General features: G+C 65.2%; 20 protein-coding genes. 16 read left to right on the top strand and 4 right to left on the bottom strand.

Annotated features, from left to right (window positions below):
• Nucleotides 1–80: 80 nt before the first annotated feature.
• The 7 genes from GGR62_RS09975 (at nucleotide 81) to gnd (ending at nucleotide 7,481) form a co-directional block, all read left to right on the top strand.
• A complete protein-coding gene (locus tag GGR62_RS09975; protein WP_184407742.1) occupies nucleotides 81–1,484 on the top strand; it encodes a nicotinate phosphoribosyltransferase in 1,404 nt (467 codons plus the stop codon).
• Between the two features lie 16 nt (nucleotides 1,485–1,500).
• Nucleotides 1,501–2,607: a radical SAM protein gene (locus tag GGR62_RS09970; protein WP_184407741.1), complete on the top strand. Its 1,107-nt coding sequence runs from the start codon at nucleotides 1,501–1,503 to the stop codon at nucleotides 2,605–2,607.
• The gene (locus GGR62_RS09965; RefSeq protein ID WP_184407740.1) at nucleotides 2,600–3,664 is read left to right on the top strand and encodes a DNA methyltransferase; all 1,065 of its coding nucleotides are present in this window, start codon (nucleotides 2,600–2,602) and stop codon (nucleotides 3,662–3,664) included. Before GGR62_RS09970 ends, GGR62_RS09965 begins: the two co-directional genes overlap by 8 nt.
• Before the next feature lie 73 nt (nucleotides 3,665–3,737).
• Complete coding sequence (locus tag GGR62_RS09960; RefSeq protein ID WP_184407739.1) at nucleotides 3,738–4,511, top strand: DUF2242 domain-containing protein; 774 nt, start codon at nucleotides 3,738–3,740, stop codon at nucleotides 4,509–4,511.
• A 126-nt stretch (nucleotides 4,512–4,637) separates the two neighbouring features.
• Nucleotides 4,638–5,018, top strand: a complete 381-nt coding sequence (locus GGR62_RS09955) for a glycine zipper 2TM domain-containing protein (protein WP_184407738.1) — start codon at nucleotides 4,638–4,640, stop codon at nucleotides 5,016–5,018.
• Nucleotides 5,019–5,204: 186 nt separating this feature from the next.
• Nucleotides 5,205–6,518, top strand: coding sequence for a hypothetical protein (locus GGR62_RS09950; protein WP_184407737.1), 1,314 nt, complete (start codon nucleotides 5,205–5,207; stop codon nucleotides 6,516–6,518).
• Between the two features lie 21 nt (nucleotides 6,519–6,539).
• Nucleotides 6,540–7,481: a phosphogluconate dehydrogenase (NAD(+)-dependent, decarboxylating) gene (gnd, locus tag GGR62_RS09945; protein ID WP_184407736.1), complete on the top strand. Its 942-nt coding sequence runs from the start codon at nucleotides 6,540–6,542 to the stop codon at nucleotides 7,479–7,481.
• A 225-nt stretch (nucleotides 7,482–7,706) separates the two neighbouring features.
• On the opposite strand, the gene GGR62_RS09940 is transcribed toward gnd, so the two are convergent.
• The gene (locus GGR62_RS09940) at nucleotides 7,707–8,765 is read right to left on the bottom strand and encodes an oxidoreductase (protein WP_184407735.1); all 1,059 of its coding nucleotides are present in this window, start codon (nucleotides 8,763–8,765) and stop codon (nucleotides 7,707–7,709) included.
• A gap of 149 nt (nucleotides 8,766–8,914) precedes the next feature.
• Between GGR62_RS09940 and GGR62_RS09935 the strand changes: the two genes are divergently transcribed.
• From GGR62_RS09935 to GGR62_RS21170, 6 genes are all read left to right on the top strand, one after another.
• The gene (locus GGR62_RS09935; RefSeq protein WP_184407734.1) at nucleotides 8,915–9,286 is read left to right on the top strand and encodes a BON domain-containing protein; all 372 of its coding nucleotides are present in this window, start codon (nucleotides 8,915–8,917) and stop codon (nucleotides 9,284–9,286) included.
• A 298-nt stretch (nucleotides 9,287–9,584) separates the two neighbouring features.
• Nucleotides 9,585–11,396, top strand: a complete 1,812-nt coding sequence (locus GGR62_RS09930; protein WP_184407733.1) for an ATP-binding protein — start codon at nucleotides 9,585–9,587, stop codon at nucleotides 11,394–11,396.
• Nucleotides 11,393–11,833, top strand: coding sequence for a response regulator (locus GGR62_RS09925; protein ID WP_184407732.1), 441 nt, complete (start codon nucleotides 11,393–11,395; stop codon nucleotides 11,831–11,833). The genes GGR62_RS09930 and GGR62_RS09925 overlap by 4 nt, the downstream gene beginning before the upstream one ends.
• A 3-nt stretch (nucleotides 11,834–11,836) precedes the next feature.
• Entirely contained in the window at nucleotides 11,837–13,339 is a 1,503-nt protein-coding gene (locus GGR62_RS09920; RefSeq protein ID WP_184407731.1) for a hybrid sensor histidine kinase/response regulator, read from the top strand.
• A 93-nt stretch (nucleotides 13,340–13,432) separates the two neighbouring features.
• Nucleotides 13,433–13,948: a 2-amino-4-hydroxy-6-hydroxymethyldihydropteridine diphosphokinase gene (gene folK / locus GGR62_RS09915; protein ID WP_184407730.1), complete on the top strand. Its 516-nt coding sequence runs from the start codon at nucleotides 13,433–13,435 to the stop codon at nucleotides 13,946–13,948.
• Between the two features lie 67 nt (nucleotides 13,949–14,015).
• Nucleotides 14,016–14,144: a hypothetical protein gene (locus GGR62_RS21170; RefSeq protein WP_260305765.1), complete on the top strand. Its 129-nt coding sequence runs from the start codon at nucleotides 14,016–14,018 to the stop codon at nucleotides 14,142–14,144.
• Here GGR62_RS21170 and GGR62_RS09910 read toward each other — a convergent pair.
• On the bottom strand, nucleotides 14,137–14,874 hold the full coding sequence (locus GGR62_RS09910; RefSeq protein ID WP_184407729.1) for a pteridine reductase: 738 nt from the start codon (nucleotides 14,872–14,874) through the stop codon (nucleotides 14,137–14,139). The genes GGR62_RS21170 and GGR62_RS09910 overlap by 8 nt on opposite strands.
• On the opposite strand from GGR62_RS09910, the gene GGR62_RS09905 reads away from it, so the two are divergent.
• Nucleotides 14,873–16,126, top strand: a complete 1,254-nt coding sequence (locus tag GGR62_RS09905) for an SAM-dependent methyltransferase (protein ID WP_184407728.1) — start codon at nucleotides 14,873–14,875, stop codon at nucleotides 16,124–16,126. The two genes, GGR62_RS09910 and GGR62_RS09905, sit on opposite strands and share 2 nt — an antisense overlap.
• Nucleotides 16,114–16,527, top strand: coding sequence for a VanZ family protein (locus GGR62_RS09900; RefSeq protein WP_184407727.1), 414 nt, complete (start codon nucleotides 16,114–16,116; stop codon nucleotides 16,525–16,527). The genes GGR62_RS09905 and GGR62_RS09900 overlap by 13 nt, the downstream gene beginning before the upstream one ends.
• Nucleotides 16,528–16,770: 243 nt before the next feature.
• Here the strand turns inward: GGR62_RS09900 and GGR62_RS09895 are convergent, their stop codons facing one another.
• Nucleotides 16,771–18,816 (bottom strand): TonB-dependent receptor, encoded by a 2,046-nt coding sequence (locus GGR62_RS09895; protein ID WP_184407726.1) that lies wholly within the window; start codon nucleotides 18,814–18,816, stop codon nucleotides 16,771–16,773.
• Between the two features lie 339 nt (nucleotides 18,817–19,155).
• Nucleotides 19,156–20,016 carry a 2OG-Fe(II) oxygenase gene (locus GGR62_RS09890; RefSeq protein ID WP_184407725.1) on the bottom strand — a complete coding sequence of 287 codons (861 nt, stop codon included), beginning with the start codon at nucleotides 20,014–20,016 and terminating at the stop codon, nucleotides 19,156–19,158.
• A gap of 187 nt (nucleotides 20,017–20,203) precedes the next feature.
• On the opposite strand from GGR62_RS09890, the gene GGR62_RS09885 reads away from it, so the two are divergent.
• Complete coding sequence (locus GGR62_RS09885) at nucleotides 20,204–21,676, top strand: hypothetical protein (RefSeq protein ID WP_184407724.1); 1,473 nt, start codon at nucleotides 20,204–20,206, stop codon at nucleotides 21,674–21,676.
• Nucleotides 21,677–21,697: the final 21 nt, after the last annotated feature.

Here is a 21,697-nt window from a genome sequence, read left to right as displayed (position 1 = left end):
CGCAAGCCTGATCGGCTTGAACTGCGACCTCCCGCCGGCGGATAGACCGCTGGTTCATTCGACGCGAAGGAGCTTCCGTCATGCATTACCTCGATAACCTGCTGCTCAATACCGACAGCTACAAGGCCAGCCACTGGCTGCAATATCCGCCCGGCACCGATGCGGCGTTTTTCTATGTCGAGTCGCGCGGCGGTATCTATGACCAGACCGTGTTCTTCGGCCTGCAATCGATCCTGAAAGAAGCGATCAACCGGCCGGTGACGCACGCCGACATCGACGATGCCAAGGCGTTGCTGGCCGCGCACGGCGAGCCGTTCAACGAAGCCGGCTGGCGCGATATCGTCGATCGTCTCGGCGGGCAGTTGCCGATCCGCATCCGCGCCGTGCCCGAAGGCGCCGTGGTGCCGACGCATAACGTGTTGATGACGATCGAATCCACCGATGCCAAGGCGTTCTGGGTGCCCTCGTATCTGGAAACGCTGCTGTTGCGCGTGTGGTACCCGGTGACGGTGGCCACGGTGAGCTGGCAGGTGAAGCAGGTCGTGCGCGAGTACCTGGAGCGTACCAGCGACGATCCGCAAGGGCAGTTGCCGTTCAAGCTGCACGATTTCGGTGCGCGTGGCGTGTCCAGCCTCGGTTCGGCTGCGCTGGGCGGTGCGGCGCATCTGGTGAATTTCCTCGGCACCGATACCTTGTCGGCGTTGTTGCTGGCGCGCGCGCACTACCACACACCAGTAGCGGGGTACTCGATTCCCGCCGCCGAGCACAGCACCATCACCAGTTGGGGGCGCGAGCGCGAGGTGGATGCGTATCGCAACATGCTGGCGCAGTTTGGGCGGCCCGGTTCGGTTGTGGCGGTGGTATCGGACAGCTACGACATCTATCGCGCGATCCGCGAGCATTGGGGCACGACGCTGCGCGATGACGTCATCGCCTCGGGCGCGACGGTGGTGATCCGTCCGGATTCGGGCGATCCGGTGGATGTGGTCGAGCAATGCCTGCTGCTGCTGGATGAAGCGTTTGGTCACCAGGTCAACGGCAAGGGCTACAAGGTGCTCAAGCATGTGCGGGTGATCCAGGGCGATGGCATCAACCCGCAGTCGTTGCGCGCGATTCTTGAACGCATCACCGCCGCCGGTTATGCCACCGACAACGTCGCTTTCGGCATGGGCGGTGCGCTATTGCAGAAGGTGGACCGCGATACACAAAAGTTTGCGCTCAAGTGCTCGGCAGTGCGCGTGGACGGGCAGTGGATCGATGTCTACAAGGATCCGATCACCGACAAGGGCAAGCAGAGCAAGCGTGGTCGCCTGACCTTGCTGCGCGATCGGCGCGACGGCAGTTATCGCAGCGCCTTGCTGGACGAGGTTGCAGCGCAGGTCGACAGCGAAGACGCATTGGTGACGGTATGGGAAAACGGCGTGATGCAGCAGGAGTGGACGTTGGAGCAGGTGCGCGCGCGCGCCGATGCCGCGCGTCGTTGACGGGTGGTGCGCAGGCATGACCACGCACGCCGCCATCGATGCTGTTTCGGCCTTGCCGGTATCGCCGCTGTTGGCGCAGTTGCGCATCATGGCCCCCAATCTGCAGCGGCGCGTGCCGCTGCAGAACCAGGCCAGCCGATGGCACGCACTGCGCATCGGCGAACGTGACTATCGGGTCGCGCTGCCGGTCACCCTTACCCCGTATGCGTCGGTGCGGCCATGTTCGGCGCGTTGCGGGTTCTGTTCGGAAAATTTGCGTCAAACGCATGGTGGCGTGGCTGCAGCGACGTTGCGGCCGGGGCCGGACTACTTCGCGCAGTTGAGCGCTGCATTGCAGCTGCTGCGCGAGGTACCGTTGTCGTATTCGTTGTCCGGCCTGGAAATGACCGATGACCCCGAGTGGTTGCAGGCGTTGCTGCGCACCTTGTCGACAACGCCGGATGGGCCGCGCGTCGAGCAGCGCGTGCTGTACAGCAACGGCGCCGGATTTGCGCGCGCACAGGGCGAGCAGTTGATCGATGCGTTGGTGGACTTCGGTCTGTCGTGGATCGAGCTGTCGCGTCACCATCCGCTGCAAACGGGCAACGATGCGATCATGCGCTTCCGGCCCGATGAGCCGATCGCCGATGCGACAACCTTCAGGCACGTGGCGCAGCGCATTGCTGCGCGGCTGCCGGTGCGGCTGGTCTGCATCGTGCAGCGTGGTGGCGTGGACAGTGCCGATACGGTGGCGCAGTACATCGCTTGGGCACGCCGCTGTGGCGCGACCCAGGTGATCTTTCGCGAGCTGTCGCGCCTAGATGATGCGTACCGCAGCAATGGCACCTGGCGCTATATCGCCCGGCACCGTGTCGGTGTGGAGGACCTGCTGGCCGACTGCATGCAGCAGCCGTGGTGGGGGCGCTGGCAGGCGCTGGGAGTGACGGAAGGCTATTACTTCTGGAATCTGCGCATGCGCAGCGAAGACGGCCTGGACGTGGTCTTCGAAAGCGCCGACTACGCAGCCATGCACGCGCGGCACGCAACCGGGGATCTGTACAAGCTGGTGTTCTTCGCCAACGGGCGGCTGTGCGCGGGCTGGGATCCAGATACGGATGTGCTCTGGGAGCCGGCCGATGGATGAGCTCGATCAGCACAGTTGGTGGACACCAACGCCGGACGATGCCGCCTGGGCCTTGCCCGACGACCTGCGTGCGGCCGATCCACTGAACGGACGCGACTGTGGCTGGGTCAACCAGATGCGTCCATTCGTGCGCCATTTCAGCCGACCGGGCGAGCAGGTGTTCGATCCGTTCTGCGGTTTCGCAAGCACCTTGCTGGCTGCTGCATTGGAAGGCCGTCGTGCGCATGGCATGGAGATCGATCCTGCACGTGCACAGATCGCACGCACGCGCCTGCAGCGGCAAGCGGTGGCGGCGCCGGTCGTGGTCGGCAGCCTGGTGGATACCGCGCCAGCCGGGGCGGTCGATCTATGCCTGACCAATGTGCCGTATTTCGGATGTCGGTGGCGTGGCGAGGCGCCGCCGGGGCAGCTGTATGCCAGTGCCGATTACGCAGGCTATCTGGCGGGCATGCGTGCGGTGTTGCATGCGCTGCGAAAACGCATGCGGCCAGACGCCTTCGGTGTGGCGATGGTCGAGAATGTGGTGGTGGGCGGGCGCGTGATTCCGCAGGCCTGGGATCTGGGCCGGATACTTGCCAGCCTGTTCACGCTGCGCGAGGAACGCGTGCTGTGTTACCAGCGTCCGGCGGCCGCCCTGGCGCATGCAGACACACAGAGCAACCGCAGCCACGAATACGCGCTGATCTTTCAGCATTGCCGTGCACAGCTGGACCTGCAGCAGGCGGCGCAGCTGTTGCAGGCCTTACGCGCACAACGCCTGCCGGTGCAGGTGCACGGCAGCTACGCGCGCTGGCTGGAGTCGCCGGCGCTGGTGCCCGAGGGCCCGGCGGATCTGGACCTGATGCTGCCGGCCGAGCAGCCGCTGTGGGATCGCCTCAGCCACTGGCTGCAGGCACAAGGCTTCGCATTGAGCCTGTGGGGCGCGCCGTGCCAGGCACCGGTAACGCTGGCGTCGGTGCGTGCGCACCATTACCTGCGTGCCGAGCGCATCGGCGCCGATGGCCGCCGCCTGCAGGTGGACCTGCAACTGCCAGCGGATGAACCGCCGTTGCCGTGATCCGGCAACGCGACGCCGTGCGCACATGGGTTGCGGCTATGCTTTACCTCGGTTTTGGATGCCGGAGTCATCTATGTCTTGTTCTACCCTGATCGCGCGCGGCGCATTGCTTGGTGCCTTGGCAACCCTGGCCGGTTGCGGTGGCAGCAAGGGCGATACGATGCTGATGCGCGAGTCGTTCAATTCCGACGACACTTATTCCCGCAGCGTGGCGTCCACCTCGCCGCAAGCCTGCGAGGCGGCCCGGCGGGTGTTGTTGAGCCAGGGCTATGCGGTCACGCGTGCCGATGCCAGTGCCGTGGAGGGCAGCAAGAACTTCCAGCTCAAGGAAGCCGACCAGAGCGAACAGCTCAATCTGCGCATCTCCTGCGCCACCCAGGACGGTGGCAAGGCGCAGGTGTTTGTGAGCGCGCTTCAAGACCGTTATGCGTTGAAGAAGAGCTCGACCTCGGCCAGCGTCGGTGTCGGCGTGCTCGGCTCGTTGTCGCTGCCGGTCGGCAGCAGCGGCGATTCGCTGGTACGCGTGTCCAGCACCACGGTGCAGGACGCCGCTTTCTACAAGCGCTTCTTCGAGCGTCTGAATTCGTATCTGCCCAAGGTGACCGAAGCGGTTCCGGCCGCGGCCAATGCCGCCCCTGCGCCGGCCGCGCGTGCGCCGACTGCCACGCCGCCTCCAGCGCCAGCGCCAGCGGTACCGAACGCCGCCGCGCCGACCACGCCGCCTGCAGCGCCAGCGTCGACGCCATCGGTTGCACAACCGCCGGTCGCACCGTTGCCGGTCGAGGCGCAGGATCCGCCGCCAGCACCGGCCAATGTGCCGCAGACCGAGCCCGCCACACAGCCGTGACGGCGTGATTCACGCTGCGGTCCAAAGCCTGAATGGAGGGGCGCGCGCTTCACGTTCCGTTCTCGACGCAGCGACCAGAGTGCATCCACGACGCGCCGAGCGGGCGAGAACGATGGAGAAATGACGATGAAGATGCGCAATTCACTGCTGGGTATGTCCTTGATCGGCCTGATGGCCACGAGCACCTTCGCGCAGGCGCAAAGCCACTCGCATCAGCAGCGCTATTCGGAAGCAGACGAAGGCCGCAAGTTCTCCGACGGCACGCGCGTACGCTGCCGCAATGTCGAAGTGCAGAAGAATTCGACCGACCCCAATCGCATCGGCGGCACGCTTGCCGGCGCTGCAATCGGTGGACTGCTGGGCAACCAGGTTGGCGGTGGTAATGGCAAGAAGCTCGCCACCGTGGCCGGCGCAGTGGCTGGCGGTGCGGCGGGTCGTACGATCCAGGGCAATCGCCAGCAAGCCAACGGCAACCGTCAGGTCGAGCGCGTCTGCGAACGTCGTTGAGCATGCCGGACTGAATCCTGCGAGCCCCGGTCATGCCGGGGCTTTCTTTTGCGCGACAATGCAGCACTGCGCTGCCGACACATACACCGCTGATCGATGACTTCTTTCAACGCGCACCGCCTGCAGTTGTCGGCAACATGGCCGGGTCATCGGCAGGCAGAACGACCGCGCGCGTCGTGCCGGCGCATGGCCACGTTGCTGTGCGTGGCGGCAATGATCGCGGCGCAGTGGCCGCAGACCGCACGCGCCGCGCCGAGTGCGACCGTCAACGCCGCAAGCGACGAGTGCGTGGAAATCCTGTTGCGGCGGCTGGGATGGAAAATTGGATACGCACAGGTGGGTGCGCCCGTGATCCAGCGTGGCGCGCCGTGCACGCGTGGCTCGCTTGCGCAGGCGCGCGCGGCTGGCGATCTGCAGGCGACATTGCCGGCGGGATGGGACGATCACCAACGCGGCGCATCGCTCAAGGCGTTGCTGGACGATTCGGCCACGCAATGCGCCTATGCCTTCGAACTAGGTGCCGCTACGCGACGTGCGGTGACGCAGTTGGAAAACAATCCGCATTACCGGTTTTCGGCGGTGCAATTGGGATGGATCGGATTTGGCTGGCGCGGTGCGGCGGCGCAAGGCTGGAGTGGCTTTCGCAGTTTCGGGCGCGGGTATCAGCCGCGCGGCAGCAACGCGCAGGCGCTGGATGCGTTTTATCGTGGTCGGGTGCGTTCCGAATGCGGGGTCGGGCGGCAGGTGGCGCAGCTGGCCACGCAGCGCGAACTGTACGGCGATGCGGGATTCGATCGGGTATTTACCTCCGGCGAATTGTCGATCGGCACGTTCTGGACCTTGCACGACACCGACAGCATTTTGCTGGGAGCGCATGCAGGCGAGTTTTTTGCCGACGGCAAGGCGGTCAAGACATCGCGGATGGGGCGGCAGGCATTTGTCGGTGCGCCGGGTTTCATCGCGCATGTGTTCGACAAGTCGTCTCTGGACGATATCCATAACCAGGCCGAAAACTTCGTGGTGGTCGATGTCAGCGACGCGGCCGCGCAGGCGCTCGCCCAGCACGGCGGCTTTGCGCATTACGACGCGCTCAATCGCCAGATCTGGGAGTTGGCCAAGCAGCTGCGCGGCGGCGACAAGCGCCGTTTCGAGCGGTTGCTGTACGAACGCGACCCAGCCCTGCGCGCCACGCTCGATCCGCAACAACAGGCAACGTTGCAGGAACTGCAGACGTTGCTGGACGATCCGTTCTATCAAGGCTTTCTGGTTTACGTGCATCCCAAAGGCAGCAAGCCGATCGGGTATCACGTGGCGCGCCTGCTCGACCGCAATCCGCGCACGCCGTATGCCATCGAACTGACCCTGCACAATCTGCGCAGCACCTTGTACTGGCGATGGATCGATTGGCAGCTGCAGCAATGCAGCGCCGGTACCGCAACGGAACAATCCATTGAGAATTCCGCCACGCCGGCTTACGCCGGGCATGGCAACCTGCACTGATCAGAGCATTGAGGAGCGATTATGGAACTGGGTATGGTGGGTTTGGGCCGCATGGGCGCCAATATGGCCGAGCGCCTGGTACACGGCGGACACCGCGTGCACGGCTACGATCCGGGCGAGGCTGCACGCAGCAGTGCGCAGGCCAAAGGCATTGTCACTGCCGATGCGTTGGCGTCGCTGGTGTCCGCATTGCCGAGCCCGCGGGTGGTGTGGTTGATGGTGCCTGCCGGCAAGATCGTCGATGACACGCTGGCACAGTTGTCGCCGCTGTTGCAGGCCGGCGACATCGTCATCGATGGCGGCAATTCGTATTACAAGGATTCGCAGCGTCGCGCCACGGTGCTGCAGGCCAGCGGCATCGCCTTTGTCGATTGCGGAACCAGTGGCGGCGTGTGGGGCCTGAAAGAAGGCTACAGCCTGATGGTCGGCGGCGACGAAACCGCAGTGACCACGTTGCATCCGATCCTGGCCACATTGGCGCCTGCGCCCGACAAGGGCTGGGGACGTGTGGGCCCGAGCGGTGCCGGCCACTTCACCAAAATGGTCCACAACGGCATCGAGTACGGAATGATGCAGGCCTATGCCGAAGGCTTTTCGTTGATGCAGCACAAGACCGATTTCGCGCTGGACCTGCACCAGGTGGCCGAGATCTGGCGCGATGGCAGCGTGGTGCGTTCGTGGTTGCTGGACCTCACCGCCGATGCGCTGACGCACAACCCGACCATGGCCGGCATCGCCCCGTTCGTGGCCGATTCGGGCGAGGGCCGCTGGACCGTGGCCGAGGCGATCGATCTGGAAGTCTCGGCACCGATCATCACGCTGTCGCTGATGGAGCGGCTACGCTCGCGCGACAAGGATTCGTTCACCGACAAACTGCTGGCTGCAATGCGCAACCAGTTCGGCGGCCATGCGGTGATGACGACCGGTGCCGCATCGCCGAAGATCGGTCGCAAGGACGCGTAAGCGACCCGCTGCGATCGCACTGCGCGTCTTGGGGCCTCGGGCGCGCAGTGGGGTGTGAGGTGTCCGTGGACGCGGTGACTGCAGTGCTGATACACGTTCTCAGGAAGGCGCCGATTGCGCCTCTTGCGGAGGTTGCGAGCGACCCTGCGACCCGCAATACATGCGTAGCACTGGCCGCGTGACGCGTCGATGGCTTGGCGCAAGCGCAGATGCGCGTTTGGCAGGTTACCGCGTGCGTGCAGCATCCAGCCGCTGCAGCTGGCCCGACGCCGCACTGCGCTGCGCCAGTTCCAGCAGTTCCATCAACTGCACGGCATCGGTCGCGCTGACCGGCGCCGGTCCGGTGCCGGCCAAGGCATCGCGGAAGGCGGCATAGCACTGTCGATAGTCGCCCGGCAGCGTGTCGGGTTGATGGGCATGAACGCGTCCCTCGTCGTCCACGCGCGTGAGCGTGCCCGGGAGCGGATCCACGCCCCAGCCGGCCGTGCCAGGGCGACGGCCGGCGCGCAGCTGGTCTTCCTGGGTGTCCAGCCCGTGCTTGAGATAACTGCCGCGCGTGCCATGCACGGCAAAGCGCAAGCTACCGTCGGCCACCAGCGAACCGGCATGCAGGATCACCCGCAGCCGTGGGTAGTGCAGGGTGACGTGGAAATAATCGTCGCTGCGCGCCTGGTTGCGCTGACGTTGCAGATCCGCACCGATGGCCTGCGGCATGCCGAACAGGTGCAGCGCCTGATCGAGCAGATGCGGTCCAAGGTCGTACCAGAGTCCGGCGCCGGGGAGATCGCTCTCGCGCCAGCGGTCGCGCACGTGCGGGCGGAAGCGATCGAAGTGCGAGTGGAATTCCATCACCTCGCCCAACTGACCTTCGTCGATCAGCCGGCGCACGGTGAGAAAATCCGCGTCCCAACGACGGTTCTGAAACACGCTGACGATACGCCCGGCGTTTGCTGCAGCCTCCACCACCGCGCGTGCCTGTGCGGCGTCCAGTGCGAAGGGTTTGTCCACCAGTACGTGCTTGCCGGCGGAAAGGGCCTGCAACGCGAGCGGTGCATGGGTCTGGTTGGGTGTGGCCAGGACCACCGCGTCGAGCGCGGGATCGGCCAGGGCAATGTCGAGATCGGCAACGACACGCACATCCGGGAAGTCGGCCTGGGCCTGCTGCGGTTTGGACGACACCACGCTGTGCAAGTGCAGGCCAGGCGTACTGGCGATCAGCGGTGCATGAAAGGTGCGGCCGACGTAGCCGTAGCCGACGACAGCCAGATTGAACGGTTTAGGCATTGAAAACGGTTCATCGCAACGACCGGGGAAGCCTGCATGGTATTGCACACAACTGTGTGCGCAGGGTTCACAACCTCTGCATGCGCTGGTCACGCCTGCTCGACGAGTACTGACGCAAGCTGGCGATACATTCAACGGGAGTAGATCGAATGAAGAACATCAAACATGCACGCACGCTGTTGGCGCTGTCGTTGTCGCTCGGTCTGACCTTGGGTGCCGCGCAGGCATTCGCCGCGCCGCAGGAGATGGCTGCGCACAAGGATCATGCCGCTGGCATGAACGAATCCAAGAAGCCGGTGACCGATACCTGGATCACCACCAAGGTCAAGGCCGACCTGCTGGCCACCGATAATGTGTCGGGCACCGACGTCAAGGTCGAGACCAAGAACGGCATCGTGACCCTGACCGGCGCAGTTGCCACCCAGGCCGAGCACGACAAGGCCGTGGCGACCGCCAAGGGCATCGAAGGCGTCAAGAGCGTCAAGTCCACCGGGCTGAAGGTCACCGCTGCGAAAAAGTAAGCGCAGCTGCTGCACTGCCGGGCTGACCGAGGCGAGGCGGTCTACCCGCGCACCGGGCGCACTCTACGGAGTGCGCCTTTTTTTTGCCCGCGCGGGCGTTGCCAATGGGGCGCATCGATGCGATCCATGCAACAGCAAGACGCGCTCACCGTTTCGGCGCGGCAACACTTATGATATGCCCATTCAGCTATGTCGCCTTTCCGGTAGATTTGTCTGAATCATTAATCTTAATGTGCGCCCGATCGGGGACAATACCGGGTCGGCCTTGGGCCTTGTAGCGAGCGGATTTGGATTACCGATGCAGACAACGGTCCACGCAGACAGATGGGATCGCTGGCGCCTGCCTTTACTGGTGGTTGCCGTGTTCCTGATCGTGGTGGTGCCGTCCTTGCTGCTGCAGCAGATGGCGCGTAGCGCCAATCAGGCCGCGCGCTGGGTCTCGCACAGCCAGGACGTGCAGGAGACCGCCCAGCGCCTGGAATCGGCGATGCGCGATACCGAATCGGCGGCGCTGATGCGTTCGCACGGGGTAGAGCGCCCGGCATTGCTGGAGCGCATGCGTCGCGGCCGGCGCGAGTCGCTGGCCGCAGTGGAGCGGCTGATCGTCCTGACCAAGGACAACCCGCCGCAGCAGGTGCGCCTGGGGCGTATCCAGAGCACGATCGAGCGTCGCTTGCAGCTTGCCGAGCGCATCGCATCGACGAGCGCACCGGATGAGATCCGGGCGCTGATCGAAGACATGACCGCGAACAACCCGATTCGCTCGCTGATCGACGATCTGCAAACGGCCGAGGGTTACTTGCTGGATCTGCGCAACCGGCGAGCCGAGACCGACCGCGGGCATTACGTGGTGTTGAGTTGGGCGGCGCTGGTGGTGCAGCTGCTGTTGCTGGGCACGGTGACCTGGTTGCTGCAGCGGCAGATCCGGCGGCGCCTGGCGGCCGAACAGGAATACCTGCGCGCCAACGGCCGTGCGTCCTCGGTGCTGCAGACGGTGCGCGAGCCGATCGTGTTGCTGGATGCGCAGCAGCGCATCCTGCTGCACAACCCGGCCTTCGCCGAGCTGTATGGACTGGAAGAGCAGGGCAATGAAGCGATGCCCCTGGAAGAGGTGGGTGAGGGCGTGTGGCGCGATCCGCAGATCCATCAGCGGCTGGCCGACGTGTTGCTGCGCGACCGCGAATTGTGGGATTTCGAGCACGAGCAGCGCGCCGCCGATGGCGTATTGCGCACCATGTTGATCAACGCCCGCCGCATGCCGTTACCGGACACCAGCGACGAAGACGTGGTGCTGATGACCGTCAGCGACATCAGCCTGCAGAAAGCCTCGCAACTGCGCATCCAGGAGCTCAACCGGCAGATGGAAGGCAAGATGGAGCAGGTGTCGGAAGTCAACCGCGAGCTGGAAGCCTTCAGCTATTCGGTCTCGCACGACCTGCGCGCGCCATTGCGTCACGTGGCCGGGTTCTCCGACAAGCTGGCGCGTCATCTGGGCGATGCGGCCGACGAGAAGTCGCGCCACTACATGGAGGTGATCAGCAGTTCGGCGCGGCGCATGGCCTCGCTGATCGACGACCTGCTGGTGTATTCGCGGCTGGGCCGCAGTGCGCTGCGTCTGCAGGCGGTGGACATGCAGTCGCTGGTCGCCGAAACACGCGCGATTCTGGATTCCAGTGTGCAGAGCGAAAACACCGGCCACCGTGTGGACTGGAATATCGCGCCGCTGCCGGTGCTGGTGGCCGACGAAAACATGATGCGCCAGCTATGGATGAACCTGCTGGGCAATGCAGTCAAGTACAGCGCCAAGCGTGAAGTGGCCAGGATCGAGGTCGCCTATACGCCCATGGCCGACGGCGGCCATCAGTTCAGCGTGCGCGACAACGGCGCAGGCTTCGACATGGAATACAGCGCCAAGTTGTTCGGTGTGTTCCAGCGCCTGCACAAGGCCAGCGAATACCCCGGCACCGGTATCGGTCTGGCCAGCGTGCGACGCGTGCTGACGCGTCACGGCGGCCGGGTCTGGGCCGAAAGCGTGGTCGATGAAGGTGCTACTTTTTATTTTGTGCTTCCCCCTGCGCATGAAGCGCCCAACCAAGAGCTCACCGTATGACCGCCATCCGTACCATTCTTCTGGCAGAAGACAGCCCGGCCGATGCGGAGATGGCGGTCGACGCCCTGCGCGAAGCCCGTCTGGCCAATCCCATCGTGCACGTCGAAGACGGCGTGGAAACCATGGACTATCTGCTGCGTCGTGGCATGTTTGCCGACCGCGAGGAAGGCTTGCCGGCCGTGTTGCTGCTGGACATCAAGATGCCGCGCCTGGACGGGCTGGAAGTGCTCAAGCAGGTGCGCAGCGATGAGGCGCTCAAGCGCTTGCCGGTGGTGATCCTGTCGTCCTCGCGCGAAGAGAGCGACCTGGCTCGTAGCTGGGACCTGGGCGTGAACGCCTATGTGGTCAAGCCGGTGGACGTGGATCAGTTCTTCAACGCAGTCAAGACGCTCGGTACGTTCTGGGCGGTCATCAATCAGGCACCGGAGCTGGACTGAATCATGCCGCATGAGGGTGGCAAGCTGGAGCAGCTGAAGATCCTTCTGGTGGAAGATTCACCGGAAGACGCCGAGCTGTTGTCCGATCAGTTGCTGGAGGCCGGCATCGATGCGTCCTTCGAGCGCGTGGACAGCGAGCCGTCGCTGCGCGCGGCGCTGGATCAGTTTCAGCCGGACATCGTGCTGTCGGATCTGAGCATGCCCGGGTTCTCTGGCCACCAGGCGCTGCGTCTGGTGCGGCAGGGCGGCGCCACGCCCTTCATCTTCGTCTCCGGCACCATGGGCGAGGAGACGGCGGTCAAGGCGCTGCAGGACGGCGCCAACGATTACATCATCAAGCACAACCCGACCCGCCTGCCGAGCGCGGTGATCCGCGCGATCCGCGAAGCGCGTGCGGACCTGGAACGCCAGCGTGTGGAGAGCGAGTTGATGCGCGCGCAGCGGCTGGAAAGCCTGGCGATGCTGGCGGCCGGTTTGAGCCATGACCTGCGCAACATCCTGCAGCCGTTGCTGATCGTGCCCGACCTGCTGGCCGGACGCACCGACGACCCGCAGCTGCGTCAGCTGGCCAACGTGGTGGCCGAGTGCGGCCGACGTGGGCACGAGATGGCCGAGTCGATGCTGTCGTTCGTGCGCGGCTCCAACAAACCGCGCGAGCAGGTGTCCATCGCCAATCTGTTCCAGGGCGTGCAGATGCTGCTCAAGAGCAGCCTGCCCGATGGCGTGCGGTTGCAGATGGACACGATCACTGCGGATCTGACCATTGAAGCCAACCACACCGAATTGCAGCAGTGCCTGCTCAACCTTGGCTTGAATGCGATCCAGGCGATGCCGGCGGGCGGAACGCTGGTCCTGTCGGCCGATCGCTACGACGAGGCGCGCGTGCGCATGAGCGTGGCCGACACCGGCGTGGGGATGAGCGATGAAACGCGCGCGCGCCTGTTCAGTCCCTTTTTCACCACCAAGGCCGATGGCACCGGCCTGGGGCTGATCTCGTGCAAGCGCATCGTGGAAAGCTATGGCGGCAGCATCCTGGTCGATAGCCGGCTGGGGGAGGGCACGCGCTTTGACATGATCGTGCCGATGCGCGGGGCCGTGGTTGCCGTCGCCGACGCCGAGCCGCCGCTGGCGCTGGGCCGTGGGCAGCGCATCCTGCTGGTGGATGGCGAGGCCACGCGCCTGTCGTTGCTGGGCAATGCGTTGTCCAGTCAGGGCTATCAGCCGCAGCTGGCGACCGACGGCGCCGCTGCCCTGCAACTGGTGCAACAACACGCCATGCCGGATCTGGTGATCATCGACAGCGACATCATCCTGCTCTCGGCGGTCAGCGTGTTGTTGAGCATGCAGGAGCTTGGCTATCAAGGCCCGGCAATCGTGCTCGAAGATGTTGGCGCGCCGCTGCAACGCGTGCATTTTCCGGCGGACATCCCGGTGCACGTGCTGCGCAAGCCGCTGGAGATGCGCCGTGTGTTCCGTGCCGTATCGCATGCGCTCGAAGTGGCCTGACCGTCTGGTTCCGGTGTGTTGCCAGCGCACTGCTGCAAGCGCAGCGCGCTGGCGACGGTTGACGTTGGTGCCGGCCGCATGCGCGAATAACGCATGACCACCGTGCTTCTCAGCCTGGGCAGCAACGTCCAGCCGTCCCATTACCTGCGCTTGGCCGTCGATGCCTTACGCGCGCGCTTTGGCCCGCTGCGTGTCTCCCCGGCGTATCGCACGCCGGCGGTGGGCTTCGACGGGCCGGACTTCGTCAATAACGCGGTGGTGCTGGAGAGCGATCTGGGCCTGTACGCGCTTGATCATTGGCTGCATGCGTTGGAAGACGCGCACGGCCGCGACCGCAGCGGCCCGCGTTTCAGCGACCGCACCCTGGACGTGGATGTGGTGTTCTTCGGCGATTGCATCGTCGAAGGGCCGGGCCACCTGCGTATTCCGCGACCCGAGCTCAAGCACGCATTCGTGTTGAAGCCGCTGGCCGATATCGCGCCCGACTTCGTCGACCCGCTGAGCGGCCAGACGCTGGCCACGCTATGGCAGGCGCACCCGCACTACGGCGACACGTTTGCCACGGTGGAACTGGATGCGGACCCTGCAGCCGCGGTGGTGGCGCGTTAGCGCGGCGGTGCGGTGCGGCCAGTGCCTGGCCGCTAGGACCGCTAGGACATTCACGAGCAGCCCTTGGATGGATGCGGACGGCGACGGCGCGGCCAAGGCCATGCTGGCCGATGCCGTCGTCGCGTTGGATGCCGCGCAGCGGTGCCGGCCGTCCGCAGTTGGTGGCGTTTGGCGTGGTCGCGTGCCGCTCAACTGAGCTGGCGGCCACCGTCCACATGCAAGGTGTGGCCTGTGACGAAGCTGGCCTCGTCCAGCAGCCAACGCACCGCTTCGGCAATTTCTTCCGGCGTGCCGATACGTGCCAGCGGCGTGCGTGCGAGCAACGCCTGTTTTGCGTCCGATGCTTTGCCTTGTTCCGGCCACAGAATCGCGCCGGGCGCGACCGCGTTGACCCGGACCTGCGGTGCCAGTTCCAGCGCGAGCGAGCGGGTCAGCATTTCCAGCGCGCTCTTGGAGGCGCCGTACAGCGGGTGATCGCGCATCGGTTGCTGTGCATGCAGATCGGTGAGGTTGACGATGGCGCCGTGGTGCAGGCGCAACTGCGCGGCAGCGGCCTGGGCGATGAAGAACGGCGCGCGTGCGTTGACTGCGAACAGCTCGTCCCACTGCGCTGCAGTCGCTTCGCCCAGCGCGGTGGGATAGAACGCCGAGGCATTGTTGACCACCCCATCCAGGCGGCCGAACGACGCGATGCAGGCATCGACCAATTGCGCTGGTGCTTCGGGCAAGCGCAGATCGGCGTGCAAGGCCAGCGCGCTGCCCGCACGCTGCGCACACAGCGCGGCCACGCGCGCGTCGAGCGCTTCGCCGGAGCGATGCGCATGCAGGGCAAGCCGATAACCGGCCGCGTGCAGCGTGGTGGCGATCTGCGCGCCGATACGGCGGCCTGCGCCGGTGATCAACACCACCTTGGAACTGTCTGTCATGGCGTACTCGCTCGGCGTTGCAAAGGGCTCGGCTATCCTGTGCATTGTCCTCGCAACCGGTGCCCGCATGCACGCCGACCTCCCCACTCCCGATCCGGATGCACTGGCGCACAGCGATCGCCTGGCTGCGCATGTGCGCGCCGAAATCGCCGCTGCCGGTGGTGCGATTCCGTTCTCCCGTTTCATGGAGCTGGCGCTGTATGCGCCGGGCCTGGGCTATTACAGCGCCGGGTCCAGCAAGTTCGGCGAGGCTGGCGATTTCGTCACCGCACCGGAGCTGGGGCCCTTGTTCGCGGCCACCGTGTCCGGCGCGCTGGCGCCGGTGCTGCAGCAGCTCGGCCCGCAGGCGCGCGTGCTGGAAGTGGGCGGCGGCAGCGGCGCATTTGCCGAAGTCACGCTCAAGCGCCTGCTCGAACTGGATGCGCTTCCCGAGCGCTACGCGATCCTGGAACCCAGTGCGGATCTGCGCGAACGGCAGCGCGAGCGGCTGGGACGCACGTTGATCCCACCGGTGTTCGATCTGGTCGAATGGCTGGATGGTCCGTTCCCCGACGATTGGGACGGGGTGCTGTTCGCCAACGAAGTGATCGACGCCTTGCCCACGCCGCGCTTCGCGCTGCGCGATGGCGAGGTGTATGAGGAAACCGTGGTGCTGGATGCGCAGCAGCACTTTGCGCGTGGCGAGCAGCCCGCCGATGCATTGCTGGGTGCGGCGGTACGGCATCTGGAGCGGTATCTGGAGCAGCCGTTCGCCGATGGGTATCGCTCCGAGCTGCTGCCGCAGCTACCGTACTGGATCCAGGCGGTGGCCGGTGGCCTGAAGCGCGGTGCGATGCTGTTCGTCGATTACGGCTACCCGCGTGGCGAGTTCTATCGTGCGCAGCGCGAGGACGGCACCTTGCGGGCGTTCTACCGCCATCGCACGCACGAAGATCTGTATCGCTGGCCCGGCCTGCAGGATCTGACCGCGTCGGTGGACTTCACCGCGCTGGCCGAGGCCGGCACCGGGGCCGGCTTCGAGTTGGCGGGTTACTGCACGCAGGCGAGTTTCCTGCTCGGTAATGGCCTGGACACGCTGTTGGCGCAGGCCGATACCCGTACCGATGAAGTGGGGCGCATGCGGCTGCGTGAGCAGATCAAGCGGCTGACCCTGCCCAGCGAAATGGGCGAGCGCTTCCAGGTGATGGGCTTTGCCCGCGATGTGGATTTTTCGCCGGCATTTCTGCTGGGCGATCTCACATGGCGGCTGTGACCCCGCCGCTGCGCCCGTTCCATCGGCCGCGGCTGTGGGTGGGGTTGTGGATCGCAGCGATCGGCGTGGTGATTGCGGTCTGCCTGGGGCCGCCGCCGGAGTTCCCGGAGCTGCCGTCCAATAGTGACAAGGGCGAGCACTTCCTCACCTTCGCGTTGCTGTGCTGGGGCGCGGTGCAATTGTTCGCCACGCGCCGCGCGCTGCTGCTTGCGGCGTTCGGATTGGTGCTGTTGGGCATCGGCATCGAGATTGCGCAAGGCGCGTTCACCACCAATCGCAGCGCCGACCCGTTCGATGCGCTGGCCGATACGCTGGGCATCCTGGCCGGGTTGTGTCTGGCCAGGACGCGGCTGCGCTTTGTGATGCTGCGGATGGATCAGCGCCTGTTCGCGCGGCGATGAGTGCACCGCGCTCGCGTGCCTGGGATGGATGCCTGGACGCGTTGAGCCAGATCAATACCGGTAAGTGGCCTGCGGTGTGGCCGCAGCAGTGACGTGGCGACGATCAGCGGACCGTCGCCACCAGACTCACCGCATTATTGGTGAGCTGTTGCCATGCCACAGCGAGTGCCTGTGGCGCAGTCGGCTCGCACGCGGCCGTTGCCGCATGCGAGCGATTCGGTCAACCGATCTGATCGCGCCGCGTCACAGCTTCATGTTCAGACCGATGTAGAGCTGACGCCCGGCCGCTGGCGAAAACATCGGTTGCGCCTGTGACCAGAAGAAGCTGTCGTACCAGACATAGGCGTACTCGCGGCCGGTGGCGTTGCGAACCTGCAGGTCCACGCTCCAGGCCGGGTTGATGGTGTATCTGGCAGTGAGGTCCAGCGTTGCAAAACCGCCGTATTTGCCGGCTATGTTGCGCTCTTCCAGATAGTAATCGCCCTGGGCGCGTCCCTGCAGGCCCAGTTGCAGGGCATCGGTTGCGCGGTAGTCCACGCCGATGTTGCTGATGTAGCGCGGCGTTGCGGCAACTTCGTTGCCTTGCAGCGACACACTGGCATCGCGGTCGTCGCGGGCGATCTTGGCTTCCTGGTAGGCATGCGACGCCCACAGCGTCCACTTGTCGCCCAGCTGCGCGCTGATCTGCGCGTCCACGCCGCGACGGCGGGTCTTGCCCAGGGTGACGGTGGTGCCGGTGGCCGGCATGTTGGAGACCTCGTTTGCCGCATCCTGCTGCCACACCGCGATGCGTGCCTGGCTGCCCGCAAACGGGCTGAATTTCATGCCTAGCTCCATGCCGGTGTTGGTGGACGGGCGCACGTCGGCCTGGCCGGCGGTGAGATAGGCCGGGGCGGTGGAGCCGGTCAGCACCTGGAAGGTGCGGCCCCAGTTGGCATAGAGGTTGGTTGTTGGATTAAACGCGTAGACCAGGCTGAGCTTGGGCTGCTCGATGGTGCCGTAGCGCTGCAGCGGTGCGCGCACGCCGCCCGGCAACTGGGTGTCGCCGTCGAAGCGATCCACGCGGTAGGCCGGGACGATCTTCAGCGCCTCGATCGGCTGGTAGATCGCCTGCACGTAGGCGCCCCAGTTGTCGAAGGTATGGCGGTCGTCGTTCTGGATGCGTGCCGGCGTGGCGTTGAAGTTGGTGGGCTCGGCGTAGCTGAAGCGCTCGCGTCGGTAGGCGTTGTCCTGATGCTCGTAGTTGACGCCGCCTTCCAGGGTGAGCGTGTCGCTGCTGCGCCAGGTCAACGTGTTGAGCATGCCGACCTGCGACTCGTCCCACATCCGGCGCTGGCGCGGCGCATTGCCGGTGGGCAGGTCGCTGAAGGTCACCCGGCGGTCGTCCTCGTAGCTGTTGTGGTACAGCTTGGTGCCCAGGAACAGGCCTTCGGCCAGCTTCAGGTCCATGTGTACGCCGAGCTGGCGCATGTCGCGGTCGTCGCCATCGTTGCGATTGCGCAGGTCCGAGGCGCGGCGGTCTGCCCGCATCTCCGCTGCGGTCATAAAGCCGGGTTCATCGGCCTGGTTGTGGTACACGCGTGCGGTCAGGCCGATGCGCATGCCGTCATCGAGATTGCCGTAGAACCACTTGCCGCCCAACGAATACTTGCTGGAGGTATCGTGGTCGCGATAGCCGTCCGACGCCTGGACGCCGACGAAGTAGTTCTGCGCGAAGCCATCGCGTTCGCGCCCCACGGCGAGCTGTGCATCGCGGGTATTGAAGCTGCCGTAGGTCAGGCGGGCGTCGGTGTAGTTGCCGCCCTGGCGGGTGCCGAAGTTGATGTTTCCGCCGATGTTGTGCAGCCCGTAACGCGGGTCGTTGGTGCCGCGCACCACTTCGATGTAGCTGATTTCCAGCGGAAACAGCATGTCGATGAAACGCTGGTTGCCGCTATTGACGTTGCTGGGAATGCCGTCGATCAGGGTCTTGATCGCATTGAGATAGCCCTCGCCGTTGAAGGCGCGGAAGCTGACCTTGCCGGACTCGGCGCCCTGGCGGGTCTCGGTGAGCTGGATGCCCGGCATCTGTCCGAGCAGTTCCCAGCTGTAGGAGACGTTCTTGTCTGCGATCTGGTCGGCGCCGAGCACATCCACCGAGGTCAATACCTGGTGTGCGGTGAGCTGGCCTTCGCCATGCTGGTGAACATCGACCTTGCCGAGCGTCAGCGCCGAATCCGATGATTGTGCGCGCGCTTCGGGGGCAAGCAGAACGGCGACGACAGCCGCCGCAAGAATGTGGGTTTTCATGGATCGGACAGCACCAATGCGAAGTGACGAGGCTGACCGGCGTGTATGTGTCAGCGTGTGCAATATTATAACATAAATGGATGGTGATGGTTCAGGCGTCCCCGCCTCTTGCCCGAGCATTGCCTGGACGCAATGGCGCTGCAGCACACCGCATCGCACCAAGGAGCAGCCGGTGGCTGGATCTGGTTCGCGCTTGCTGGCAGACGTCGCGTGGGTGGCGCGATCAGGCGCGCTCGGGGCACCCCGGGCGGGGGAGATGCCGCCGCCGCAGAACATGCTGATTCGTTCCTGCCGCCGCCGCGCCGCCGGCCATTGCGTGCGGTGTGTCTGTCGCCGCGCTCAACCGGGCATGCGCACCGGGCGTTCGCGCAACCACTTGGTCGCCACCCACTTTTCGCCGGCCAGGACCGGCGCGCCGGCATGCAGGCTACGCGTCATCGGATGCGGGCGGTCGTAGCTGAAGAACACCGCATTGCCTCTGACTGCGGCCACGTCCAGATGCGCGTCGGGAAAGCGCGTGGCGCCACCGCGTTCGGGCGTGTTGAGGTACATCACCAGCGATGCGACGCGCTGGCCGCCGGCCTGCAACAACACCGGCGTGCCTGCAGCAGCAGGGTCGAAGTAATCGTAGTGCGGTTGATACTCGGCACCGGTGGCATAGCGCAGCACCTGCAGCCCTTCGCCGTGGTCGACCGGCCAGTCAAGCAGGCGTGCGATGCGTGCTTCGATACGCGCACACAGCGCGTCCTGGCCGAGTTGCAGGCACATGCTGTCGCTGGTGCGTGCGGCATGCACGATCTGCGCGCCATTGCGATGATCCACCGTGCGCGAACGCGACAGCCGTGGTTGCGCCAGCGCGATGAGTGCATCGCATTCGGCATCGGACAGGAAGCCACCGAGCACGACCACGCGTGGCAGCAACAGGCTGACCAGCACATGCACCTGGCGATCGCCAAGGTCCAGCAGCGAAGCGTCGTTGTCCTGCAGAAGTGCGGGCACGCGCACCGGCAGTGGCAGCGCGTGCGTGCGCGCATGTTGCTGGATGTGCTCGCGCAGCAACGCTTCGACCGCGTCGATGGCGTCCTGCTCGTTCCAGCCTTGCTCCAGCAGCGGCTGCAATGCCTGCTCGGGCGCTTGGCCGGCCAGCGCCTGGGCGATGATCCAGTCGCCCAGGGGGGCGGGGATGGGGTGGGAAGTCATGCCGCTACAGTCGTGTCGGTGTGTGGCAGCAATGTGTCAATTATGTCGCCGTAAGACAAATGCAACAGACGACCTCTATAAAAGCAGCGGGGATCTTGAACGTGCTCGCCACTGCAGTGAGCGGAACGCAACCATTCTTGACGACTCCTCTTCATACCGGACCTTTCTTGACCTGGAGATCAGCCGCATGTCCGTTCGCAACAGCAGTAAGACACTTCTTATGACTTTCGGTACCGCGCTGGCGTTGTCGGCCTGCGGTGGTGGCGCCGACCGTGTCGCCTCGCCGGGCGAGGGCGCCTTCCCGCCGGCACCTGCGCCGACGCCAACGCCCGCGCCGACGCCGGCACCCACACCGGCCCCTTCACCGACCGGCCCGGCTGCGGATTGCCCGACCGGTTTCTCCAACGTCGGCACCATTGCCAACAACAGCTTGCGTGCCTGCCAGTTGCCGGAAACCATCAACGGCAATCTGGTGGTCCCGGCGCGCGCCGGCACCGCATATTCGATCAGCGGCCGCGTCAATGTCGGTACCGATCGCGGCGGCAACGCCACCGCGCCGGCAGCCGGCAGCACGCAGGGCGTGCTGACCATCGAACCGGGCACGACCTTGTACGGTTCGTCGGGCAGCGACTACATCGTGGTCAATCGTGGCTCGCAACTCTTTGCCGAAGGCAGCGCGACCGCACCGATCGTGTTCACCGCGCGTCAGGCGCTGGAGGGGCAGGTCAGCGCCAACACCATCGGTCTTTGGGGCGGCATCGTGGTATTGGGCCGTGCGGCCATCAACAACTGCCCGGGCACCACGGTTTCCGGTACGCCGGAGTGCCAGGCGCAGGTCGAAGGCACCAACGCGTTCTACGGCGGCAACAGCGCCACCGACAACAGCGGTTCCATGCGCTATCTGCGCGTGATGTACTCGGGCTTTGAAATTTCGCCCAACAACGAGCTGCAGGGCATCACCCTGGCCGGCGTGGGCAGCGGCACCAAGCTGGACTACGTGCAGATCCACAACAGCTCCGACGACGGTATCGAATGGTTCGGCGGTACGGTCAACGGTAGCCACGTGGTCATCACCGGCGCCGACGACGATTCGCTCGACACCGATGCCGGTTGGAGCGGCGCATTGCAGTTCGGCATCGTGGTGCAGCGCGCCGGTGGCGGCGACCGCATGAACGAGTGGAGCAGCCTGCGACGCCAGCCGTACTCGCGTCCGAAGGTGGCCAACTTCACCTACGTGGGCAATGCGCGCGCCGGTGCGGCGATCATGCTCAACCAGGGCACCCAGGCCGCGTTCTACAACTCGGTATTCACCCGCCCGGCCGGTGGCACCGGTGATGGCCTGGTGTGCTTCAACCTGGCCGATACCGACACGCTCGGGACGTTCAACTCGGTGTTCTTCGCCTGCCCGACCGCCTTCGGCAGCGATGCACGTGCGGCCACCCAGTTTGCGGCCGGCACCAACAACGTCGCCAACGGCGTGTCCACGCTGCAGAGCACCTTCATCAACGGCGCCAACGAAACCGCCGTACCGGCCTTCCAGGGCTTGAACGGGGTGAGCAGCTTCTTCCAGCAGGTGAATTACATCGGTGGCGTGCGTGATGCCAACGATACCTGGTGGCAGGGTTGGACCTGCGGCCTGACCGCCGATCGTCCCTGCTGAGGCATAGCATCACGCGGCGGC

Source organism: Xanthomonas sp. 3075, from assembly GCF_014197275.1.
Lineage (GTDB): Bacteria > Pseudomonadota > Gammaproteobacteria > Xanthomonadales > Xanthomonadaceae > Xanthomonas > Xanthomonas campestris_B.
Note: the sequence above shows the minus strand (reverse complement) of the source record. Positions and strands in the feature narration are given on the sequence as shown.